At 68.6% G+C, this 19,853-nt stretch carries 19 protein-coding genes; 6 read left to right on the top strand and 13 right to left on the bottom strand.

Going from position 1 to position 19,853, the window contains the following annotated elements:
* The first annotated feature begins 16 nt into the window (after positions 1-16).
* Complete coding sequence (locus tag DID99_RS22550; RefSeq protein ID WP_044848297.1) at positions 17-628, top strand: glutathione S-transferase family protein; 612 nt, start codon at positions 17-19, stop codon at positions 626-628.
* A 94-nt stretch (positions 629-722) separates the two neighbouring features.
* On the opposite strand, the gene DID99_RS22545 is transcribed toward DID99_RS22550, so the two are convergent.
* From DID99_RS22545 to DID99_RS22525, 4 genes are all read right to left on the bottom strand, one after another.
* Positions 723-2,342, bottom strand: coding sequence for an FMN-binding glutamate synthase family protein (locus tag DID99_RS22545; protein ID WP_044848276.1), 1,620 nt, complete (start codon positions 2,340-2,342; stop codon positions 723-725).
* Between the two features lie 400 nt (positions 2,343-2,742).
* Positions 2,743-3,912 (bottom strand): tRNA 2-thiouridine(34) synthase MnmA, encoded by a 1,170-nt coding sequence (gene mnmA, locus DID99_RS22535; protein ID WP_124667563.1) that lies wholly within the window; start codon positions 3,910-3,912, stop codon positions 2,743-2,745.
* Positions 3,909-4,418, bottom strand: coding sequence for an NUDIX hydrolase (locus tag DID99_RS22530; protein WP_124487985.1), 510 nt, complete (start codon positions 4,416-4,418; stop codon positions 3,909-3,911). The genes mnmA and DID99_RS22530 overlap by 4 nt, the downstream gene beginning before the upstream one ends.
* Positions 4,419-4,527: 109 nt before the next feature.
* Positions 4,528-5,448, bottom strand: a complete 921-nt coding sequence (locus DID99_RS22525) for a LysR family transcriptional regulator (RefSeq protein WP_124520272.1) — start codon at positions 5,446-5,448, stop codon at positions 4,528-4,530.
* A gap of 80 nt (positions 5,449-5,528) precedes the next feature.
* On the opposite strand from DID99_RS22525, the gene DID99_RS22520 reads away from it, so the two are divergent.
* A complete protein-coding gene (locus DID99_RS22520) occupies positions 5,529-6,452 on the top strand; it encodes a carbon-nitrogen hydrolase family protein (protein WP_044848272.1) in 924 nt (307 codons plus the stop codon).
* Positions 6,453-6,607: 155 nt separating this feature from the next.
* On the opposite strand, the gene DID99_RS22515 is transcribed toward DID99_RS22520, so the two are convergent.
* The 8 genes from DID99_RS22515 to DID99_RS22475 all read right to left on the bottom strand — a co-directional run bounded on the left by DID99_RS22515 (position 6,608) and on the right by DID99_RS22475 (position 15,790).
* On the bottom strand, positions 6,608-7,294 hold the full coding sequence (locus DID99_RS22515) for a YafY family protein (protein ID WP_044848271.1): 687 nt from the start codon (positions 7,292-7,294) through the stop codon (positions 6,608-6,610).
* A gap of 73 nt (positions 7,295-7,367) precedes the next feature.
* Positions 7,368-7,778, bottom strand: coding sequence for a VOC family protein (locus tag DID99_RS22510; RefSeq protein ID WP_044848270.1), 411 nt, complete (start codon positions 7,776-7,778; stop codon positions 7,368-7,370).
* 279 nt (positions 7,779-8,057) lie between these two features.
* Positions 8,058-9,356: a class I SAM-dependent RNA methyltransferase gene (locus DID99_RS22505; protein WP_044848269.1), complete on the bottom strand. Its 1,299-nt coding sequence runs from the start codon at positions 9,354-9,356 to the stop codon at positions 8,058-8,060.
* A 166-nt stretch (positions 9,357-9,522) separates the two neighbouring features.
* Entirely contained in the window at positions 9,523-11,646 is a 2,124-nt protein-coding gene (locus DID99_RS22500) for a site-specific recombinase (RefSeq protein ID WP_124571195.1), read from the bottom strand.
* 506 nt (positions 11,647-12,152) lie between these two features.
* Positions 12,153-12,890, bottom strand: a complete 738-nt coding sequence (locus tag DID99_RS22490; protein WP_124571193.1) for a membrane integrity-associated transporter subunit PqiC — start codon at positions 12,888-12,890, stop codon at positions 12,153-12,155.
* A complete protein-coding gene (locus DID99_RS22485; protein ID WP_044844014.1) occupies positions 12,890-14,506 on the bottom strand; it encodes an intermembrane transport protein PqiB in 1,617 nt (538 codons plus the stop codon). The genes DID99_RS22490 and DID99_RS22485 overlap by 1 nt, the downstream gene beginning before the upstream one ends.
* Positions 14,499-15,128, bottom strand: a complete 630-nt coding sequence (locus DID99_RS22480) for a paraquat-inducible protein A (RefSeq protein ID WP_124487981.1) — start codon at positions 15,126-15,128, stop codon at positions 14,499-14,501. The genes DID99_RS22485 and DID99_RS22480 overlap by 8 nt, the downstream gene beginning before the upstream one ends.
* Positions 15,125-15,790 carry a paraquat-inducible protein A gene (locus tag DID99_RS22475; protein ID WP_124551333.1) on the bottom strand — a complete coding sequence of 222 codons (666 nt, stop codon included), beginning with the start codon at positions 15,788-15,790 and terminating at the stop codon, positions 15,125-15,127. Before DID99_RS22475 ends, DID99_RS22480 begins: the two co-directional genes overlap by 4 nt.
* Positions 15,791-16,048: 258 nt before the next feature.
* Between DID99_RS22475 and DID99_RS22470 the strand changes: the two genes are divergently transcribed.
* The 4 genes from DID99_RS22470 (at position 16,049) to DID99_RS22450 (ending at position 19,280) form a co-directional block, all read left to right on the top strand.
* Complete coding sequence (locus DID99_RS22470; RefSeq protein WP_124571192.1) at positions 16,049-16,609, top strand: cytochrome b; 561 nt, start codon at positions 16,049-16,051, stop codon at positions 16,607-16,609.
* A gap of 8 nt (positions 16,610-16,617) precedes the next feature.
* Positions 16,618-17,178: a YceI family protein gene (locus DID99_RS22465; RefSeq protein ID WP_124520275.1), complete on the top strand. Its 561-nt coding sequence runs from the start codon at positions 16,618-16,620 to the stop codon at positions 17,176-17,178.
* A gap of 66 nt (positions 17,179-17,244) precedes the next feature.
* Positions 17,245-17,826, top strand: a complete 582-nt coding sequence (locus tag DID99_RS22460; protein WP_044844018.1) for a YceI family protein — start codon at positions 17,245-17,247, stop codon at positions 17,824-17,826.
* Positions 17,827-18,002: 176 nt separating this feature from the next.
* Positions 18,003-19,280: an MFS transporter gene (locus DID99_RS22450; RefSeq protein WP_124487978.1), complete on the top strand. Its 1,278-nt coding sequence runs from the start codon at positions 18,003-18,005 to the stop codon at positions 19,278-19,280.
* A gap of 20 nt (positions 19,281-19,300) precedes the next feature.
* Here the strand turns inward: DID99_RS22450 and DID99_RS22445 are convergent, their stop codons facing one another.
* Positions 19,301-19,789: a hypothetical protein gene (locus DID99_RS22445; RefSeq protein WP_124571191.1), complete on the bottom strand. Its 489-nt coding sequence runs from the start codon at positions 19,787-19,789 to the stop codon at positions 19,301-19,303.
* Between the last annotated feature and the right edge of the window lie 64 nt (positions 19,790-19,853).

Here is a 19,853-nt window from a genome sequence, read left to right as displayed (position 1 = left end):
CTTGAAAAGGCAGATGATGAAATTAATCGGTTCGCTCAGCAGCCCGTACGTCCGCAAGGCGCGGATCGTGCTTGCTGAAAAGAAGATCGACTACAAGCTGGAGCTCGAGAACGTATGGGCGCCGGAGACGGACATTCATGCATCGAATCCGCTCGGCAAGGTCCCGTGTCTCGTGATGGAGGATGGTGCCGCGGTGTTCGATTCCCGCGTGATCTGCGAATACGTCGACACGCTGTCGCCGGTCGGCAAGCTGATTCCGCCGTCGGGGCGCGAGCGGCTCGAAGTGCGGTGCTGGGAAGCGCTGGGCGACGGCGTGCTCGACGCGGCCGTGGCGATCCGTCTCGAACACACGCTGCGCGACGAAGCGCAGCGCAGCGCGAGCTGGATCGCGCGCCAGCAGCGCAAGATCGACGACGCGCTCGTCGCGATGTCGCAGGGCCTCGGCGGCAAGACGTGGTGCGTCGGTAATCATTACACGCTCGCCGACATCGCACTCGGCTGCGCGCTCGGCTACCTCGACTTCCGGATGTCCGAACTCAACTGGCGCGACCGCCATCCGAATCTCGACAAGCATTTCGTGAAGCTGTCGCAGCGGCAAACGTTCGTCGACACGCTGCCCCAAGGCTGACCGGCCGCCGCCGGCGGATCGGGCAGACAAGAGAAAAGCGCCCCGCGGGGCGCTTTTCTTTTTGGCGAGCCGCCCGGCGGCGGGCGCTCGCGCGTTACTCGATCGACGTGTAAACGGTTTCGCCGAGCACGAACGAATCGCTGCGCGCGATCGGCCACCACTTGTCGTACAGCGTATAGCCGCAGGTCTGGCCGTCGAGCAGCGCGCCGGGCTTCAGGTACTTCAGCAGCTGCGACATCAGCCGCACCTCGTGCGGCGCGACGCGCTGCACGATGTGATGCGCGCGCAGCTCGGACGGATGGCCGAGGCCGGCCGCCTGCACGAGTTCCTGCAGTGCGTGCAGCGTATTGCGGTGGAAGTTGAACACGCGCTCGGCCTTGTCGGGCACGACGAGGGCGCGCTGGCGCACCGGGTCCTGCGTGGCGACGCCGGTCGGGCAGCGGTCGGTGTGGCAGTGCTGCGCCTGGATGCAGCCGACCGCGAACATGAAGCCGCGTGCCGAGTTCACCCAGTCCGCGCCGATCGCGAGCGTGCGTGCGATGTCGAACGCGCTGATGATCTTGCCGCTCGCGCCGATCTTCACGCGATCGCGCACGCCGATCCCGACGAGCGTGTTGTGCACCAGCAGCAGGCCCTCCTGCAGCGGCACGCCGACATGGTCGGTGAATTCGAGCGGCGCCGCGCCGGTGCCGCCTTCCGCGCCGTCGACGACGATGAAGTCGGGCACGATGCCCGTCTCGAGCATCGCCTTCGCGATCCCGAAGAATTCCCACGGATGGCCGATGCACAGCTTGAAGCCGGTCGGCTTGCCGCCCGACAGCGTGCGCAGCCGTTCGACGAATTCGAGCAGCCCGCGCGGCGTCGAGAATTGCGAGTGCGTCGCGGGCGAGATGCAGTCCTTGCCCATCGGCACGCCGCGCGTCTCGGCGATCTCGGGCGTGATCTTCGCGGCCGGCAGCACGCCGCCGTGGCCCGGCTTCGCGCCTTGCGACAGCTTGATCTCGATCATCTTGACCTGCGGATCGGCGGCCTGCTTCGCGAACTTGTCCGGGTTGAACGTGCCGTCCTCGTTGCGGCAGCCGAAGTAGCCGGACGCGATTTCCCAGATGATGTCGCCGCCGTTTTCGCGATGGTACTTCGACAGCGAGCCTTCGCCGGTGTCGTGCGCGAACCCGCCTTTCTTCGCGCCGAGGTTCAGCGAGCGGATCGCGTTCGCGGACAACGAGCCGAAGCTCATCGCCGAGATGTTGAAGATCGAGATGTCGTACGGCTGCGCGCGGTTCGCGCCGACCCGGATGCGGAAGTCGTGGTTCGGCAGCTTCGTCGGCGCGAGCGAGTGGCTGATCCATTCGTGCGCGACGGACTTCACGTTCAGTTCGGTGCCGTACGGGCGGTTGTCGGCGACGTTCTTCGCGCGCTGGTAGACGAGGCTGCGCTGCGCGCGCGAGAACGGTTTCTCGTCGGTGTCGTCCTCGACGAAGTACTGGCGGATTTCAGGCCGGATGAACTCGAACAGGAAGCGGAAATGGCCCCAGAGCGGGTAGTTGCGCAGGATCGCGTGACGGTCCTGGTTCAGGTCGTACAGGCCGACGGCGACGAGGGCGACGGGGATGATGATCCACAGCCAGGAAAGCACGTGGATCGACGCGAGCGCGGCCGCGGCAACGAGCAGCAGGACGGCACACCACATCGCGAGGTAGCGTCTGGAAAGCATGGGGACTCCTAGGGTCTATTCATGTATGGAACGCGCATGCGAATGCCCGAAAGCGCGCGCAGGGCAAGGAGCGAGGAGCGCCGTTTGGCCGAGCCAAACAAGTGACGAGCGACGCCGCCATGCGGGCGATTTCGGGCATTCCCGTGACATGAATTTCTTAATTTGGGGTTGCCACGAGAACGGCCGCTCGCCGCGTTGCGCTCCTTGCGAATACGTCAGTATTCGCGGCGTCGCGCGCCTCGCGAGCGGCCGTTCTCGTGGCAACGCATGTGCGTTCCATACATGAATAGACCCTGCATCTTGAAATGCCGCCATGCGTACGCTGCGCGGCGGCGCACCGGCCGCGGCGGAATCGTGTTCCGCCGGGCGCGGCGTGCCGCAAGTCTAAACCGAATGGATGTCAGCGTGCTTCGGCGAGCGCACCCGCGCGGGCTGCCGCCGGTGCCGGCGCCGTCTGGCCGGGCTGGCCGGTGGCCGCGAACTCGATGATGCCGCCGCCGAGGCAGATCTCGCCGTCGTACAGCACGGCCGACTGGCCGGGCGTGACCGCCCATTGCGCGTCGTCGAAGGCGAGCGAGAAGCGGGCTTCGCCGCCCGGGCCGGGTGCGGCGGCGCCGAACGCGCATGCCGCATCGGCCTGCCGGTAGCGCGTCTTCGCGCCGCACGCGAAGCCGTCGGCCGGCGGTTCGCCCGCGACCCAGCTCACGTTGCCGGCGACGAGCTCGCGCGACAGCAGCCACGGATGGTCGTGGCCCTGCACGACGTACAGCGTGTTCGACGCGATGTCCTTCGCCGCGACGAACCACGGCTCGCCGCTGCCGCTCTTGCTGCCGCCGAGGCCGATGCCCTTGCGCTGGCCGAACGTGTAGAACGCGAGGCCGATGTGCTCGCCGACCACCTTGCCGTCCGGCGTCTTCATCGGGCCGGGTTTCGTCGGAAGATAGCGGTTCAGGAAGTCGCGGAACGGCCGTTCGCCGATGAAGCAGATGCCGGTCGAGTCCTTCTTCTTCGCGTTCGGCAGGCCGATCTGCGCGGCGATCTCGCGCACCTTCGTCTTCGGGATCTCGCCGAGCGGGAACATCGTCTTCGACAGTTGCGCCTGGTTCAGCCGGTGCAGGAAGTACGACTGGTCTTTCGTATGATCGAATGCCTTCAGCAGTTCGAAGCGGCCGTCGCGCTCGCGCACGCGCGCGTAGTGGCCGGTCGCGATCATTTCCGCGTCGAGCGACATCGCGTGGTCGAGGAACGCCTTGAACTTGATCTCGGCGTTGCACAGCACGTCCGGGTTCGGCGTGCGGCCGGCCGAATATTCGCGCAGGAATTCGGCGAACACGCGGTCCTTGTATTCGGCCGCGAAGTTCACGGCTTCCACGTCGATGCCGATCAGGTCGGCCACCGACACCACGTCGATCCAGTCCTGGCGCGTCGAGCAGTATTCGCCGTCGTCGTCGTCTTCCCAGTTCTTCATGAACAGGCCGACCACGTCGTATCCCTGTTCCTTCAGCAGCCACGCGGTCACCGACGAATCGACGCCGCCCGACATGCCCACTACTACACGGCGCTTGCTCATTTGTTTACCGCCTGACGGTCGAATGCGTCCGGGCGCGGCGCGACCGAATGCGTGTGCACGAAATCGAGCGGAATGCGCCGCCCGGCCAGGTAGTCGTCGACGCAGCGCATCACCGCGGGCGAGCGGTGACGCTCGCTGCACGCGCGCAGCTCGTCGGCGCTCATCCACAGCGTGCGGACGATGCCGTCGTCGAGCACGTGGCCCGGCAGCGGCTCGCCGGCCGTGCCGCAGAACGTGAAGCGCAGGTAGGTCGCGCCGGCGCTGCCGGGGCGGTCGTAGTGCGCGAGATAGACGCCGACGAGCGCATCGGGGACGAACGGATGCGCGGTTTCCTCGAGCGTCTCGCGGATCACGGCGTCGGCGAGCGTCTCGCCGGCCTCGAGATGGCCGGCCGGCTGGTTGATGCGCAGGCCCGTCGAGGTTTCTTCCTCGATCACGAGAAAGCGACCGGCGCGCTCGACGAGCGCCGCGACGGTCACATGCGGGGTCCAGATTTCGGGTTTCATGGATCGGCATTTTACCGGTTGCGCCCGGACGCTGCCGGCCATTACGTTAGACGAATCCGACCCCGTGCTCTCGCCCTCGCCTCGCCGGTGCACGCCGCATCGCGCCCTTTTATGGCGCGACGATCGTCGCGACGCAGGCGGCGATCGTGTCCCGCACGCGCACGATTGCCGGGTCGCGCTGCGTGCTCGTGCGCCAGCCGATTTCCACCGGGTAGCGCGGCAGCTCGACCGGGCATGCGAGCGCGCGCAGCGACGTCGACTGCGCGATCGCGCGGGCCGCGTGCGCCGGTATCGTCGCCACCGCGTCGGAGCCGGCGAGCAGGTACGGCAGCGCCGCGAAATGCGTGGTCGACGCCGCCACGCGCCGCTTGTGGCCGAGCGCGGCCAGCGCCTCGTCGACGATCCCGATCACGCCGCCCGACGACACGAGCAGGTGATCGCGCCGCAGGAAATCGGCGAGCGCGAGCGTGCGCGGCGCGCGCGCCCGGCCGGCCGGATCGATCAGGCATGCGTAGCCGCCCGTCGCGACCGCGCGCCGGCTGAGCCCGTTCGCCGAGAACCCGCCCGACGCGATCGCGAGATCGACGCCGTGCCGCAGCAGCGCGTCGCCCGCGATGCCGCTGTGGGTCTGCCGGAAGATCAGCCGGATGCCCGCGGCTTCCCGCGCGACCGCGTCGATCAGCGCGCGGCCGAGCGCGATCTCGAAGTCGTCCGACAGCCCGATCGAGATCGTGCGGCCGACCCGCTCGCCGCCGTCGGCCGCGATCGCGAGGCTCGCGCGGCAGCGATCGAGCGCGTCGGACAGGATCGGCTTGAGCTCGTCCGCGCGCGGCGTCGGCGCGAGCCCGCGGCCGGTGCGCACGAACAGCGGGTCGGCGTAGATCACGCGCAGCCGCGCGAGCGCCGCGCTGACGGCCGACTGCGTGAGGCCGAGCCGCAGCGCCGCGCGGCTCGCGCCGCCTTCCTCGTACAGCGCCTCGAACACCTTCAGCAGGTTCAGGTCGAGCCCGGCGATATCATCCGTATTCATGTCAGTTATCGTCGTATCGATTTGATCGATGAAATGATATCGATAAAGATGGCGTCACCCCATTCACCGGAGACGTCGTCATGTCCACCTCAGTCATCGCCGCGCTGCAGATCGGCGCATCGCCCGCCGGCACGCGCGCCACGCTCGACACGATCCTCGGCTACGAAACCGCGATCCGCGACAGCGGCGCGTCGCTCGTCGTGCTGCCCGAAGCCGTGCTCGGCGGCTATCCGAAAGGCGAGATCTTCGGCACGCGGCTCGGCTACCGGCTGCCCGAGGGCCGCGACGCGTATGCGCGCTACGCCGCGCAGGCGATCGACGTGCCGGGCCCCGAAACCGACGAACTGGCCGCGCTCTCGCAGCGCACGGGCGCGAGCCTCGTGGTCGGTGTGATCGAGCGCGGCGGCAGCACGCTGTACTGCACGGCGCTGTTCTTCGATCCGCGCGACGGGCTCGTCGCGAAGCACCGCAAGCTGATGCCGACCGGCACCGAACGGCTGATCTGGGGGCAGGGCGACGGCTCGACGCTGCCGGTGGTCGACACGGCCGCGGGCCGCGCGGGCGCCGTGATCTGCTGGGAGAACCACATGCCGCTGCTGCGCTGCGCGATGTATGCGAAAGGCGTGCAGATCTGGTGTGCGCCGACCGTCGACGAGCGCGACCTGTGGCAAAGCTCGATGCGGCACATCGCGCACGAGGGACGCTGCTTCGTCGTGAGCGCCTGCCAGGTGCAGCCGTCGCCGCGCGCGCTCGGCATCGACGTGCCGGGCTGGGATCCGGAGCGGCCGCTGATCCGCGGCGGCAGCGTGATCGTCGGGCCGCTCGGCGACCTGCTGACCGAGCCGCTGATCGGCGAGGCCGGGCTCGTGACCGCGCGTATCGATACCGACGAACTCGTGCGCGCGCGTTACGACTTCGATGTGGTCGGGCACTATGCGCGCCCGGACGTGTTTTCGCTGCACGTCGACGAGCGGCCGAAGCGGTCGGTGGTGTTCGGCGAGTGACGGGTGCGACCGGGGCGCGGACGCCCCGGCGTGCGAATGGCGGCGAGGTGGCCTGACAGTCGGGCGGCCGGACAGCCAGACAGACCGCCGGACAACCAGGTAGCCGAACCGCCGAACCGGGGCGCGGCATTCAGCGGGCGGCGGCTCTCCCCGCCTCAGCGCATCGGCGCTTCCGCGATCCGCATGTAGTCGGCGATCCGCCGGCCTTCCATGTCCGGAAACTGCTCGTGCACGGAGATATCACCCATCCGCGCGATGTCGAAGGTGCGGAAGTCGTCGCGCAGCTCGCACCATGCGCCGATCGTCCAGCGTCCGCCCCAGTAGACGAGCCCGAGCGGCCACACGCGGCGCTTCGTGTGCGCGCCGAGCCGGTCGCGGTAGTCGAAGCTGACGACGTGATGCGTGTCGACCGCCTGGTGGATCGCGTCGACCTTCGCGCAGAACGTCTCGTCGATGTGGAACGACGGCGCGAACACCGGCAGGCGATCGAGCGCGGTGCGCTTGTCGGCCGGCATCGCCGACGCGATCTTCGCGAGCGCCGAACGCGCGCCGCCCGCGAAGCGCGCGCCGCCCCAGGTCTCGAGCATGCGCGCGCCGGCCGCGAGCGCCGCGAGCTCCTCGGCCGTGAACGTGAGCGGCGGCAGGCTGGCGTTGCGGTTCAGCCGGTAGCCGATGCCGGCTTCGCCTTCGATCGGCACGCCCGACAGCTGCAGGTCGCGCACGTCGCGATAGACCGTGCGCGGCGACACCGACAGCCAGTCGGCGAGCTGCTGCGCGGTCGTGAGACGTCGCCCGCGCAGCAGCTCGGCGATCTGGAACAGGCGGTCGGCACGGCGCGTCATGGCTGCACCTCGACTCCAACGGCTACGGGGACTTCGCGATGATAGCGCCGCGCCCGCCGGAGGGTGGACGCGCTCAGTGGCATTTCGGCGCGTGCAGGCCGACGCGGTTGCCTTCGGTGTCGATCAGGTAGCCGATGTAGCCGTAGTTGTTCGGCAACTCGACGACCGAACCCTGCACGACGCCGCCCGCGCGCTTCGCGCGTTCGAGTGCCGCGACGACCGACTCGCCGGCGTTCAGGTAGACGAGCACGCCGTTCGCGCTCGGCTTCATCTGCTGCGGATCGAACACGATGCTGCCGCCCGTGCTCGACGCTTCGTGATCGAACATGGCCATCGGCACGCCGCCGATGACTTCGCGCTGCAGCGTCGTCTGCAGCACGGTTTCGTAGAAACGGATCGCCCGGTCGAAATCGAGGGACGGGATGTCGAACCACGCGATCGCGCGTTCCAGGGTTGCGGTGTCGGTTGCAGTTGCGGACGTCATGACGAGCTCCGTGTTGTTCGGGTTCTTGATGGAAACCAGCCTTGCATTGCGCCGGGATTGCAGTGTGACCGGGGGCTGCTGACAGCGTGCTGTCAGTAGTCGTGGCGACGCTGACAAATGACGCTGACAAACGGCGGCTTCGCTCCCGCAACGACCGCGCGGAACCTCGGCGGCGCGCGTGGCGCCGCTCGCCTGGGTGCGGCGGAAAGAAAAATGCCCGGCCGATTGGCCGGGCATCGTCAGGGTGTCAGCAGGCGGCCGCAGCCGCCGCGTCGCGTATCAGGCGTCGCCTTCCGGCGTGGCCGGGCGTGCCTTCACGCTGCCGGCGATCAGGTCGAAGCGGAACAGCCGGCATTCGAGCGCGCCGTTGAACAGCGGCGTCTTCGCCGATTCGCGCAGGCGCAGCTGGCCCGGCAGCGAGCGGTCCGACGTCAGCAGGAACGCCTGCCAGCCGGTGAAGCGCTGCTTGAGCGCATCGCCGAGCGCGTTGAAGAACTCGCTGTCCGGCGCGTCGGTGTGCGTGCGGCGGAATGCGTCGTCGTTGCCGCGGTTGCGGCCCGTCTCGCGCACCTCGCCGCGCGCGCTGCGGCCGCGCACCTCGATCCGCTCGCCGTACGGCGGGTTCGCGAGGATGATGCCCGGGCCGTCGCACGGCGGCGTCATGCCGCGCGCATCGACCTGCTTGAGCCACACCGACGGCACGCCCGCGCGCTCGAGGTTCGCGCGCGCCTTCTCGAGCATGTCGCCCGAGATGTCGCTGCCGTACACGCCGAGCGAATCGCGCTTGCCGCGCGCCGCGCGTTTCGCGTCGAGGGCCGCGACCTTCAGGCCCTGCCATGCGGTGATGTCGTACTGCTTTAGCTTCTCGAAGCCGAAGCGGCGCTCGACGCCCGGCGCGACGCCGAGTGCGATCTGCGCGGCTTCCGCGAGGAACGTGCCGCTGCCGCACATCGGGTCGTACAGCGCGGTGCCGGGCGTCCAGCCCGTCAGGCGCAGGATGCCGGCCGCGAGGTTCTCGCGCAGCGGCGCCGCGCCCTTGTCGAGGCGCCAGCCGCGCTTGAACAGCGGCTCGCCCGACGTATCGAGGTACAGCGTGCACTCGGTGGCCGTCAGGAACGCGAACACGCGCACGTCCGGCGCGCCGGTGTCGATGCTCGGGCGCGAACCGGTCTTGTCGCGCATCCGGTCGCAGATCGCGTCCTTCACGCGCAGCGTCGCGAACTCGAGGCTCTTCAGCGGCGACTTGATCGCGGTGATGTCGACGCGCAGCGTCTGCGTCGACGCGAACCAGCGTTCCCACGGCTGCTCGAGCGCGAGCGCGTAGACGTCCTGTTCGTTGCGGTACGGGCGGTGCGCGATCTTCAGCAGGATCCGGCTCGCGATTCGCGAATGGAGGTTCGCGGCCATGCCGGCGGCCCAGCCGCCGCGGAAATGGACGCCGCCCGGCACCTGCGCGCCCGCGGTGAACGGCGCGCCGTCCAGATGGCGGCCGGCGATTTCGGCCAGCTCGGCGGCAAGCGCCGCTTCGAGGCCGCGCGGGCAGGGAGCGAAGAATTCGTACAGGGTGGGCGAGGACATAAGGCGGGTGAGGACGTGCAAAAGTCCACTATTGTACGCGGCGCGGGCGCCCGGGGCCGGCGTTGCGTCGGATTCGGGACGCCGGCGCGGGTCGGCCGGCCGTGACGGGCGGCCCGCCGGGCCGCGCGGCGGCGCCCGCCCGGGCGGGCGCGCCGCCGTCGAACGCTCAGTGCGAGCCCGGCTGGCCGGCGCGCGCGGCCGTTCCGCCGGCCGGCCAGAACAGCGCGGACGGCTTCGCGAGCACCGTGCGGACGATCGCGCCGACCAGCGCGCGCACCTTGGTGCGGCGCAGGCTGCGCGAGCGCACGGCCATCGTGAACGCGAGCGCGAAGCTCACGAGCACGTTGAGGATCGCCATGCTCAGCACGCCGGCGCCGGCCCACCAGAGTTCGGGCGTGCTCAGCGCGCCCTTGCCGAGCACGCCGAGCGCGATTCCGATCGAGCCGGCCGACAGCGTCACGTGCCGCACCTCGAACGGGAACAGGAACACGGTGACGATCGCGGGGATCAGGCCGAGCATCAGGCCGAGGCCGACGTTGGCGACCACGCCCGCGACGTTCGAGCGGCAGAAGTGCGCGAGTTTCGCGGCGCCCGACGCGCCGAGCGTGAGCCGCAGCCGGCGGTTGTACGTGAGCGCGTCGCCGACCCGGTGCAGCACGAACCAGTTGTCGGCCCAGCCCGCGAGCAGGCTCGACGCCCACAGCAGCACGCCCGTGAGCGCCGCATAGAACGGGGTCGGGCCCAGCAGCGAGAACGAATGCAGCGTCGCATGCGCCTTTTCCGGCGAGATCAGGTTCGCGTGCAGCAGGTTGCCCGCGAACAGCTGCACGAGCAGACAGACGGGCAGCACGACGAGCACGTTGCCGGAGATCGCCGCGGCCTGTGTGCGGATCAGCGCGATCACCGACGCGACGAACGCCTTCACGCCTTCCTCGTGACCGGTGTCGTCGAGCTCGCGCGCGAGCGTCGGCGCGGTCATCGCGGGCTGCTTGGTCGCGAGCGTGAAGTGCAGGAAGTGCATCAGCATGAAGCTGGCCGCGTAGTTGACGCCCGCGAGCAGCCCTTCGAGCATCGACTGCAGGTGCGCGCCCGTGATCGCGAACTTCACGCACACGGTCACGACGGTGACGAGCCCGCCGCCCGCGGCCATCCGCAGCATCTTCAGGTACTCGGCGCGGCCGCGCGAGATGTAGTGCTCGCCGGTGTCCGCGTTGGTCTCGACGAGCTTGCGCGCGAACAGCGAGAAGTTGCTGCGCACGAGGTGCGACACGCTCTGGCTGTTCTGGTTCGCGTCGACGAGCTCGGCCGTCAGGCGCGCCATCCCGCGCAGGTCGTCGCGTGCCATCCACGCGTTGAGCAGCAGTTCCGCGCGCAGGATGCGCATGCGCATCCGTTCGACCTGGAACACGATGTCGACCGACACGCCGTTGCGGTACAGGTGCGCGAACACGTCGTCGACCGCGATCCGGCATTCGTCGAGCAGCACGCGCAGGTAATTCACCTCGTGCAGCAGCTTGCTCGGGTCGCCGCCGTCCTCGACGGCCGCGTGGGCGGTCTCGACCGCGAGCATCGCACGCGTGAGGCGGTAGAACGGCTGCGTTTCGAGCGGCTTGCGCGCGTCGTCGTCGGACAGGCGGCTGCGCACCGTCTGCGACAGGCCGGTCGAGCTGATCTGGCAGGTCAGGTTGTGCAGCGCGGCCAGCAGGTCGCGCGAGAACGAGCCGGGCTCGTGGCGTTCTTCGTCGGTGACGTCGAACGAGATCAGCTCGGCGAGGCGGGCAAGCAGGTCGTCGGGCAGCGCGTCGATCCATTGCGCGTCTTCCGGCGTCGGGAACATCAGCGTGAACAGCGCCGTCAGCTCACGGCGGTTCGGCGCCGGCGGGATCAGCGACGAGTCGATGCGCTCGAACAGCGCGCCGAAGAAACCGGAATGCACGGGCATCCCCGCGTCGCACAGCAGCGAGATGCCGTCGCATTCGCGCAGGATCCCGCGCAGGATGCGCGCCGCGTGCGATTTCCATGCCGGGTTGCGGTCGAGCACGTGGAACAGGTAGCGCAGCCGCGCGTGCGCCGGATACGCGCGTGCGTCGGCATCGCGTGCGGCCGGCGTGTCGTGCGCGGCCTGCATCGCGCCGTTGCGGCGCAGCCAGTGCGCGAGCTCGATCAGCCATTCGCTGCGCTCGGCGTACGGCGCGTCCGCGTCGGCATGCGCGAGCAGCGCATCGAGCTGGTGGCCCGCATTGCGCGACGCGCGCCACTTCTTGATCAGGGTCGTCAGGGAATGAAACATAAACGGAATAGCGATAGCCCTGGACGGGCGGGTTCGGGATGCCGGCCGGGAACACACGGCGCGGCGCCGGCGAGAACGGTGAAGCTGGTCGGGATGCCGGACGATGCGCGGCGACCCGCGATGCGGCTGCCCCGATACGGTGCACGCGAACACGCGTGCGAGCTCCGGGAGACGCGGCGGCCGGGCCGGCCACAACGGGCGGATCGCCGCCGGCTGGCGCGCGCGACAGGCGGCACGCGCCGGAAAGTGCGTAGGATCGTCAATCGGGCGCGAAAACGCAAGCCGACCGCATTGCATGGCGCCGGTTCCGGCGGATTTTGACAAACACTGCAAAGCGGCCGTCCGGCCGATGGATGCCGTGCTGCGTCGGCCGTGGCGACGAGGGCGGCGGGTTCGCGTGCGCGGCGGCGCGCGCACGCGGATCGATGCCGACGAGGACTATCGGGCAGCGCGTGCCGAATCCGGTCGCAGGCGCGCAGGCACCGGACGCCGGCCGCGCGCCGCGCTTACGCGCCGGACTTGACGCTCGCGCTCGCGTCGCCGCCGGGCGTCGGATTGGCCGGGCAGGGCATGACGGGCGCGGCGGCCACTGCCTTGCCGGACGCGGTCGTCGACGGGGTCGAGGCAGCCGTCGAGCCGCGCCGCGCGGCGAGCGCGCGCACGCCGGACGCGGCCTGCGATGCAATCACGTCGAGCGCGCGCCGGTGACCGGCGACGAGCGCGTCGTAGCCGTCGGCGACCGGTTCCGCGACGCTCGTGCGGCAGGTCATCAGTGCCTGCGTGCCGACCGCGCGCACGCTCCACACCGCATCGATCGCCGCACGCTTGCCGGGCCACGACTCGAAGCGCTGCACGTTCACGCTGATCCGATAGACGGGCACGCCGGCCGGATACGCGGAATTCGCGACGTCGATCGTGCCGAGCTGTGCGGCGAGGTCGTCGGACAGCGCGCGGCGAATCTCGTCGGCGGGCGGCGCGGCCCAGCGTTCCTGCTCGAGCACGTCGACCTGCGCGGCGTTCTTCTGCACGACGAGCTGGTTCTTCGCGACCTGTTCGGGCACGCCGACGGACGGCACCTCGATCAGGAACGGCGGGTTGGCGGGTGCGGTGCGCACGGGCGCCGCGGCGTCGGCCGGGCTCAGCGTATAGAACCGCGCGGGCGGCGAGCTGCACGCGGCGAGCGCGAGTGCGGCGAACACTGCCGCCGCGCCGCTCGCGAGGACGTTCACGCGTGTCGTCGTCATTATCGATCTCCTGATTTGCCCTTGAGCAGCGATTCGGGATGGCGCTCCAGATAGTCGGCGAGCGCGTTCAGCGATTGCAGCGTGCGCGTGAGTTCCTTCAGCGCACCGCGCACGTCGGACTGCAGCGGCGAATCCTGCTGCAGCGTCACCTCGGCGGTCGAGAAGGTCTGCCGCGCGGCCGACAGCGTGTCGCGCGCTTCCGGCGCGACCTGCGTGTCGAGCTGCTTGAACAGCTTGTCGGCATTCGACAGCGCGCTGTTCAGGTTCGCGCCGATCTGGTCGAACGGCACCTTGTCGAGCTTCTTCGCGATGTCGGCAACCTGCAGCTGCAGTTCGTCGAGCGTGTTCGGCACGGTCGGCAGCTCGAGCGGCTGGCGCGCTGTATCGATCTTCACGGCCGGCGCCTTCGGGAAGAAGTCGAGCGCGACGTACAGCTGGCTCGTCAGCAGGTTGCCCGTGCGCAGCTGGCCGCGCAGCCCGTGCTGGACCAGGCGCTCGACGATCTCGCGGCGGGCCGGTTCGCCCTTGCTTTCGATCGTTTCGCGGAAGCGCGGTCCGAGCCGCTCCGGATACACGTTCATCGTCACCGGCATCAGGAAGTTCTTGGTCTTCGGATCGAAGTCGATGCCGATGTTCGTGACTTCGCCGAGCACGATGCCGCGGAAGTCGACCGGCGCGCCCACCGCGAGCCCGCGCAGCGACTGGTTGAAGTTCATCACGACCTGCAGCGGCTGGCCGTCCGGATCGCGCATCGCGTCGGCCTCGTCGGAGCCGAGGCGGAAGGTCGTGTTGTTCGGCGCCGTCGCGCCGCTGTCCTGGTTCGGCGGCGTCTGGAACGCGATGCCGCCGAGGATCACCGTCGCGAGCGACTGCGTGTTCAGCTTCAGGCCGCTCGAATCGAGCCGCAGGTCGACGCCGCTCGCCTGCCACCAGCGCGAGTTCACGCCGACGTACTGGTTGTACGGCGCATTGACGAACACGTTGAACGTGACGCCGGTGCCGTCCTTGTCGAGCGAGAAGCCGACCACCTGGCCGACCTGCACGCGGCGGTAGTAGACGGGCGAGCCGATGTCGACCGAGCCGAGCGAATCGCCGCGCAGCACGTACTGCGTGCCCTTCTGGTCGCCGGTCACGGGCGGCGGCGTCTCGAGGCCGGTGAAGTCGGTCTGCGTGTCCTGCCCGTGGCCGGCATCGACGCCGATGTACGCGCCCGACAGCAGTGTGCCGAGCCCCGACACGCCCGTCGCGCCGATGCGCGGACGCACGATCCAGAAGCGCGAGCCCTTGATCGCGAAGTCCTCGGCTTCCTTCTTCAGCTGCACCTGCACCAGCACGCGCGACAGGTCTTTCGACAGCTTGATCGTCTTGACCGTGCCGATCTCGACGTCCTTGTACCTGACCTGCGTCTTGCCCGGCTCGAGCCCTTCCGCGCTGTGGAAGCTGATCGAGATTTCCGGGCCGCGCTCGCGCACGGACTTGATCACGAGGCCGATGCCGATCAGCGCGGCGATCAGCGGCACGAGCCAGACGAGCGACGGCAGCCAGCCGCTTTTCGTCGAGATCGCGGGATCGGGCGGCCGGGACGCATCGTGCTGCGGGCCTTGCGGACTATTCATGGTGTTTCCCTGAGGTTTCGACTGGATCCCAGATCAGGCGGGGATCGAACTGCATCGACGCGAGCATCGTCAGGATCACGACCGAGCCGAACGCGAGCGCGCCGGGGCCGGCCGTGATGACGGCGAGCGAACGGAAATGGACGAGCGCGACGGTGAGCGTCACGACGAAGATGTCGAGCATCGACCAGCGGCCGATCCGCTCGACGATCCGGAACAGGCGCGTGCGCTGCAGCGGCCGCCACGTGGCGCGCCGCTGCGCGCTGGTGACGAGGATCGTCAGCACGCCGAGCTTGAGCATCGGCACGAGGATGCTGGCGACGAACACGACGACCGCGAGCGGCCAGTCGCCGGACGTCCAGAAATAGATGACGCCGCTCATGATCGTGTCTTCCTGCGAGCCGACGATCGACGACGTGTGCAGGATCGGCAGCAGGTTCGCCGGGATATAGAGGATCGCGGCCGCGATCAGCAGCGCCCAGGTACGCATGATGCTGTTCGGCTTGCGGATGTGCAGCGCGCTGCCGCAGCGCGCGCAATGCGCGTGCGGATGGTCGATCGTCTGCACGAGCCCGCATGCGTGGCAGCTGGCATAGCCCTCGCGGGCGGCGGTCGGCGTCGTCATCGGCGGGGGGCTTCCGGTCGCGGCGGGGTGTTGTCGGGCCGCACGGGCGAGCGCCCGGCGCGCAGGTCGTCGGCCATGTCCCACAGCGTGCGCGGATCGAACATCAGCACGACGGCGGTCATCAGCGTGAGTGCGGCGAACGCGAACAGCGCCGCGTCGGGCACGACGCGCGCGAGGCTCACCATCTTCACGATCGTCACGAGGATCCCGAGCATGAACACCTCGATCATCCCCCACGGCCGCACGAACTGGATCATGCGCAGCACGAAGTTCAGGCCCGGCGGCACGACGCCACGCCGGATCGGCAGCAGCACGTAAAGCAGCGCGGCCATCTCGACGAGCGGGAACAGCACGGTCGAACAGAACACCATCACGCCGACGATCTCCATGTCCTGATGCCACAGCGCGTCGATCGCGCCGATCAGCGTCGTCTGCACGCGGGTGCCGTTCAGGTCCATTTCGAGGATCGGGAATCCCTGCGCGATGATGAACGTGACGAGCGCCGCGACCGCCAGCGCGCTGATTCGCTCGATCTGCGTGGTGCTGTCGCGATAGAGCAGCGCGTCGCAGCGCGGGCAGCGTGCGATTTCGCGGCGCGCGAGGTGCGGTTTATGCAACAGTGCGTCGCATTCGTGGCAGGCAATCAGGTCGTGTCGTTGCATGGGAAAAGCGGTTGTTCGACGGGCGGGAGACGCGTCGACGGGGCCGGAACCCGCGCCAATCTTACCAAAACGGCTTTTTCGACGTGTCAACGCCCGGTTGCCGCGTGACCGGTCGGTAACATGGCGTAAACCTGGCAGCCGGCTGGCGCGCGTGTCCTCAGAGTCCGCGCGTGGCAAAAGGTTGCGGTAGCATGGCGGCCTTGACAAGCGTCGGACGAATGGGCCGGCGCAGCCGTTCGCTCAACTGAGGAATCCAAGATGGCATCGAAATCGCCGCCGGCCGGGCCGGCACGCTACGCGCACACCGCGATCGCGCTGCACTGGCTGATCGCGCTGCTGATCGTCTGCGGCTTCGCACTCGGCTGGGTCATGACCGACATCCCCGGCTTCACGCCGACGAAGCTGAAGTACTTCTCGTGGCACAAGTGGATCGGCGTGACGGTGTTCGCACTGGCCGTCGCGCGCGTGCTGTGGCGCGCGACCCACGTGCCGCCGCCGCTGCCGGGCGACACGCCGGCGTGGCAGCGCGCGGTGTCGCACGGCGTGCACATGCTGCTGTACGTGCTGATGATCGTGATCCCGGTCACGGGCTACCTGTACAGCTCGGCGTCGAACATCCCGGTCGTCTACCTCGGCATCGTGCCGCTGCCGCGCCTGATCGATCCCGATCCGGTGCTGAAGGAAACCTTCAAGACGCTGCACGTGTCCTTGAATTACATTCTGCTTGCGCTCGTCGCCATGCACGTGCTCGCGGCGCTCAAGCACCAGTTGTTGGACCGCGACGGCCTGCTGTCGCGGATGCTTCCCTCCGCCAAATGAAGGATCCCATGAAAGTGTCTTTCTCCCGCTCCATGCTGACCGCATTCGCCGCGGTGTCACTTGTCGCGTCGGCCGCGGCGCATGCCGACGTCGATCTCTCGAAGAGCAAGGTGTCCGCCGTGTCGAAGCAGATGAACGTGCCGACCGAAGGCGCGTTCAAGAAGTTCTCCGCGCAGGTGAAGTTCGACCCCGCGAAGGCGGCGCAGGGCAGCGCGCAAATGTCGATCGACATCGCGAGCTTCGACCTCGGCGACAAGATGTACAACGAGCAGGTCACGGGCAAGGACTGGTTCGACGCGAAGGCGTATCCGCAGGCGACCTTCGCGTCGTCGGCGATCGCGCCGGCCGGCGGCAACAAGTACAACGTGACCGGCAAGCTGACGATCAAGGGCAAGTCCGAGACCGTCACCGTGCCCGTCACGGTCACGCAGAGCGGCGCGACGCAGACCTTCGACGGCGTGCTGCCGATCAAGCGTTCGGCGTTCAACGTCGGCACCGGCGAGTGGAAGGACACGTCGATCGTCGCCGACGAAGTGCAGATCAAGTTCCATCTCGTCGCCACGAAGTAAGCGGCGGGCTGTCGCATCACCCCGAATGCCGCGCGAGGGCGCGGCGCTGTTCCAAGGAGAAAGCATTTGAAAAAGCATCTGATCATCGCCGCGGGCGCGCTGGCCGCCTCGCTGTCGTTCTCGGCATTCGCCGACAGCGCGACGTACCAGTTCGACCCGAGCCATACGTACCCGAGCTTCGAGGCCGACCACTTCGGCGGCCTGTCGGTCTGGCGCGGCAAGTTCGACAAGTCGAGCGGCAGCGTGACGCTCGACCGCGCGGCGAAGACCGGCACGGTCGACGTGACGACCGACGTCGCGTCGATCCAGACGGGCAGCGCGAAGCTCGACGAGCACCTGCAGACGGCCGAGTTCTTCGACGTCTCCAAGTTCCCGCAGGCGAACTACAAGGGCACCATCAAGTTCGACGGCGACAAGCCGGTGTCGGTGGTCGGCAACCTGACGCTGCACGGCGTCACGAAGCCGCTCACGCTGAAGATCGATTCGTTCAAGTGCATGCCGCATCCGATGCTCAAGCGTGAAGTGTGCGGCGTCGACGCGGTCGGCGAATTCAGCCGCGACGATTTCGGCCTCGACTACGGCAAGCAGTACGGCTTCAAGATGAAGACGAAGCTGCTGATCACGGCCGAAGCCGTCAAGCAGCAGTAACGCGCCCGGCCGGGCCGGCCGCCGCGTCACGCTCGCCGGCCCGTCGCGTGCCAGCCGCCGCGCTCCCGTTGTTCGGGGGCGCGGCGGTTTTTTTTGCGCGCCTATAATCGTGCGCACAGCTCGCGGCGCGAGAACGGACGCGTCGGACAGAACGTACAACGACAAGGAGATCGCCGATGCACGCCGTCACGCAGTCCAGCTCCATTGCTTCGTCGTCGCGCGTATGGCGCGCGGTGGTCGCCGCGTCGATCGGCAACGCGCTCGAATGGTTCGACCTCGTCGTCTACGGCTTCTTCGCGGTGACGATCTCGAAGCTGTTCTTTCCGGCCGGCAACGACACCGTGTCGCTGCTGCTCACGCTCGGCACGTTCGGCGTGTCGTTCTTCATGCGCCCGCTCGGCGCGATCGTCCTCGGCGCGTACGCCGACCGCGCGGGCCGCAAGGCCGCGCTCACGCTGTCGATCCTGCTGATGATGGCCGGCACGCTGGTCATCGCGGTACTGCCGACCTACCGGACGATCGGCGTCGCGGCGCCGCTGATCCTCGTCGCCGCGCGATTGATGCAGGGCTTTTCGGCCGGCGGCGAATTCGGCAGCGCGACCGCGTTCCTGGCCGAGCATGTGCCCGGGCGGCGCGGTTTCTTCGCGAGCTGGCAGGTCGCGAGCCAGGGGCTCACGACGCTGCTCGCGGCGGGTTTCGGCACCGTGCTGAACGCGCAGCTCACGGCCGAGCAGATGGCCGCGTGGGGCTGGCGCATCCCGTTCTTTTTCGGACTGCTGCTCGGGCCCGTCGCGTACTACATCCGCTCGAAGGTCGACGAGACGCCCGAATTCCTCGCGGCGGAAAGCACCGCGAGCCCGCTGCGCGACACGTTCGCGTCGCACAAGGCGCGGCTCGTCGCCGCGATGGGCGTGGTGGTGCTCGGCACCGTCGCGACCTATCTCGTGCTGTTCATGCCGACCTACGGCGTGAAGCAGCTCGGCCTCGCGCCGTCGGCCGCGTTCGCGGCGATCCTCGTCGTCGGCGTGATCCAGATGGCGTTCGCGCCGCTCGTCGGCCACTGGTCGGATCGTTACGGCCGCGTGCGCGTGATGCTCGCGCCGGCCGTCGGCATTCTCGTGCTGATCTATCCGGCGTTCGCGTATCTCGTCGCGCATCCGGGCTTCGGCACGCTGATCGCGCTGCAGGTACTGCTCGCGTTCCTGATGACCGGCTATTTCGCGGCGCTGCCGGGGCTGCTGTCCGAAGTGTTTCCGGTGCAGACGCGCACGACCGGGATGTCGCTTGCGTATAACGTCGCGGTGACGATCTTCGGCGGCTTCGGGCCGTTCATCATCGCATGGCTGATCCGCGCGACCGGGATGAAGACCGCGCCGAGCTTCTACCTGATGTTCGCGGCCGTGCTGAGCCTCGCGGCGCTGGTGGTGTTGCGGCGGCGGTTCGGGTTCCGGTGATCGGGAAGGGCGGCCGTCGATCAGCCGTCGGTATCGCGCAGCGTCTTTGCCGTCGCGCGCAGCGTTTCGAGATCGGCCGGGATGTTCTGCCGGCCGGCCGGGTTCGTCGCGGATACCGTTTCGATGAAGCGGTAAGTGGCGTCGTACTGTGGTTTCGAGAGCAGCAGGCGCCGAGTGGCCAGTGCATCGCGTGCGTCGTCTCGAGCACGTTGCGCATCGGCACCGAGCGCGCGATAGTGCTTCCGGAGGAGCGCCGACACCGGGTTTTGCGGCATCTCTGCCGCCAGCGCGTCGAGTGCCGCGACATCGTCGTACCGTGCCTGCTTCTCGGCGAAAAGCTCGGCTCGACCCCACGCTTCATCGAAGGCCTTGCGCTGCTCGTCGGCGCGCGCCATCTCGTGGTTGACGATCCAGGTGCTGGCGCTGCCGATCAGTGCACAGGCGATTCCCACGGCGAGCGGATGTTCGAGGAATGCGCGGATGGAGCGGCGTGGTCTGGCGTGTGTCATCGGCTTCGGTCCGGAGGTGACGGAGCGTTCAATCTACCACCGCGGCCGATGCGGTCGGTCCGAC

Origin of the sequence: Burkholderia sp. Bp8986 (assembly GCF_003854225.1) — a bacterium.
Taxonomy (GTDB): domain Bacteria; phylum Pseudomonadota; class Gammaproteobacteria; order Burkholderiales; family Burkholderiaceae; genus Burkholderia.
This window is presented reverse-complemented; position numbering and strand designations above follow the sequence as displayed.

Coding starts and splice junctions, on each gene's coding strand:
- DID99_RS22550 (WP_044848297.1), top strand. CDS start 17: ATGAAATTAATCGGTTCGCTCAGCAGCCCGTACGTCCGCAAGGCGCGG.
- DID99_RS22545 (WP_044848276.1), bottom strand. CDS start 2,342: ATGCTTTCCAGACGCTACCTCGCGATGTGGTGTGCCGTCCTGCTGCTC.
- mnmA (WP_124667563.1), bottom strand. CDS start 3,912: ATGAGCAAGCGCCGTGTAGTAGTGGGCATGTCGGGCGGCGTCGATTCG.
- DID99_RS22530 (WP_124487985.1), bottom strand. CDS start 4,418: ATGAAACCCGAAATCTGGACCCCGCATGTGACCGTCGCGGCGCTCGTC.
- DID99_RS22525 (WP_124520272.1), bottom strand. CDS start 5,448: ATGAATACGGATGATATCGCCGGGCTCGACCTGAACCTGCTGAAGGTG.
- DID99_RS22520 (WP_044848272.1), top strand. CDS start 5,529: ATGTCCACCTCAGTCATCGCCGCGCTGCAGATCGGCGCATCGCCCGCC.
- DID99_RS22515 (WP_044848271.1), bottom strand. CDS start 7,294: ATGACGCGCCGTGCCGACCGCCTGTTCCAGATCGCCGAGCTGCTGCGC.
- DID99_RS22510 (WP_044848270.1), bottom strand. CDS start 7,778: ATGACGTCCGCAACTGCAACCGACACCGCAACCCTGGAACGCGCGATC.
- DID99_RS22505 (WP_044848269.1), bottom strand. CDS start 9,356: ATGTCCTCGCCCACCCTGTACGAATTCTTCGCTCCCTGCCCGCGCGGC.
- DID99_RS22500 (WP_124571195.1), bottom strand. CDS start 11,646: ATGTTTCATTCCCTGACGACCCTGATCAAGAAGTGGCGCGCGTCGCGC.
- DID99_RS22490 (WP_124571193.1), bottom strand. CDS start 12,890: ATGACGACGACACGCGTGAACGTCCTCGCGAGCGGCGCGGCGGCAGTG.
- DID99_RS22485 (WP_044844014.1), bottom strand. CDS start 14,506: ATGAATAGTCCGCAAGGCCCGCAGCACGATGCGTCCCGGCCGCCCGAT.
- DID99_RS22480 (WP_124487981.1), bottom strand. CDS start 15,128: ATGACGACGCCGACCGCCGCCCGCGAGGGCTATGCCAGCTGCCACGCA.
- DID99_RS22475 (WP_124551333.1), bottom strand. CDS start 15,790: ATGCAACGACACGACCTGATTGCCTGCCACGAATGCGACGCACTGTTG.
- DID99_RS22470 (WP_124571192.1), top strand. CDS start 16,049: ATGGCATCGAAATCGCCGCCGGCCGGGCCGGCACGCTACGCGCACACC.
- DID99_RS22465 (WP_124520275.1), top strand. CDS start 16,618: ATGAAAGTGTCTTTCTCCCGCTCCATGCTGACCGCATTCGCCGCGGTG.
- DID99_RS22450 (WP_124487978.1), top strand. CDS start 18,003: ATGCACGCCGTCACGCAGTCCAGCTCCATTGCTTCGTCGTCGCGCGTA.
- DID99_RS22445 (WP_124571191.1), bottom strand. CDS start 19,789: ATGACACACGCCAGACCACGCCGCTCCATCCGCGCATTCCTCGAACAT.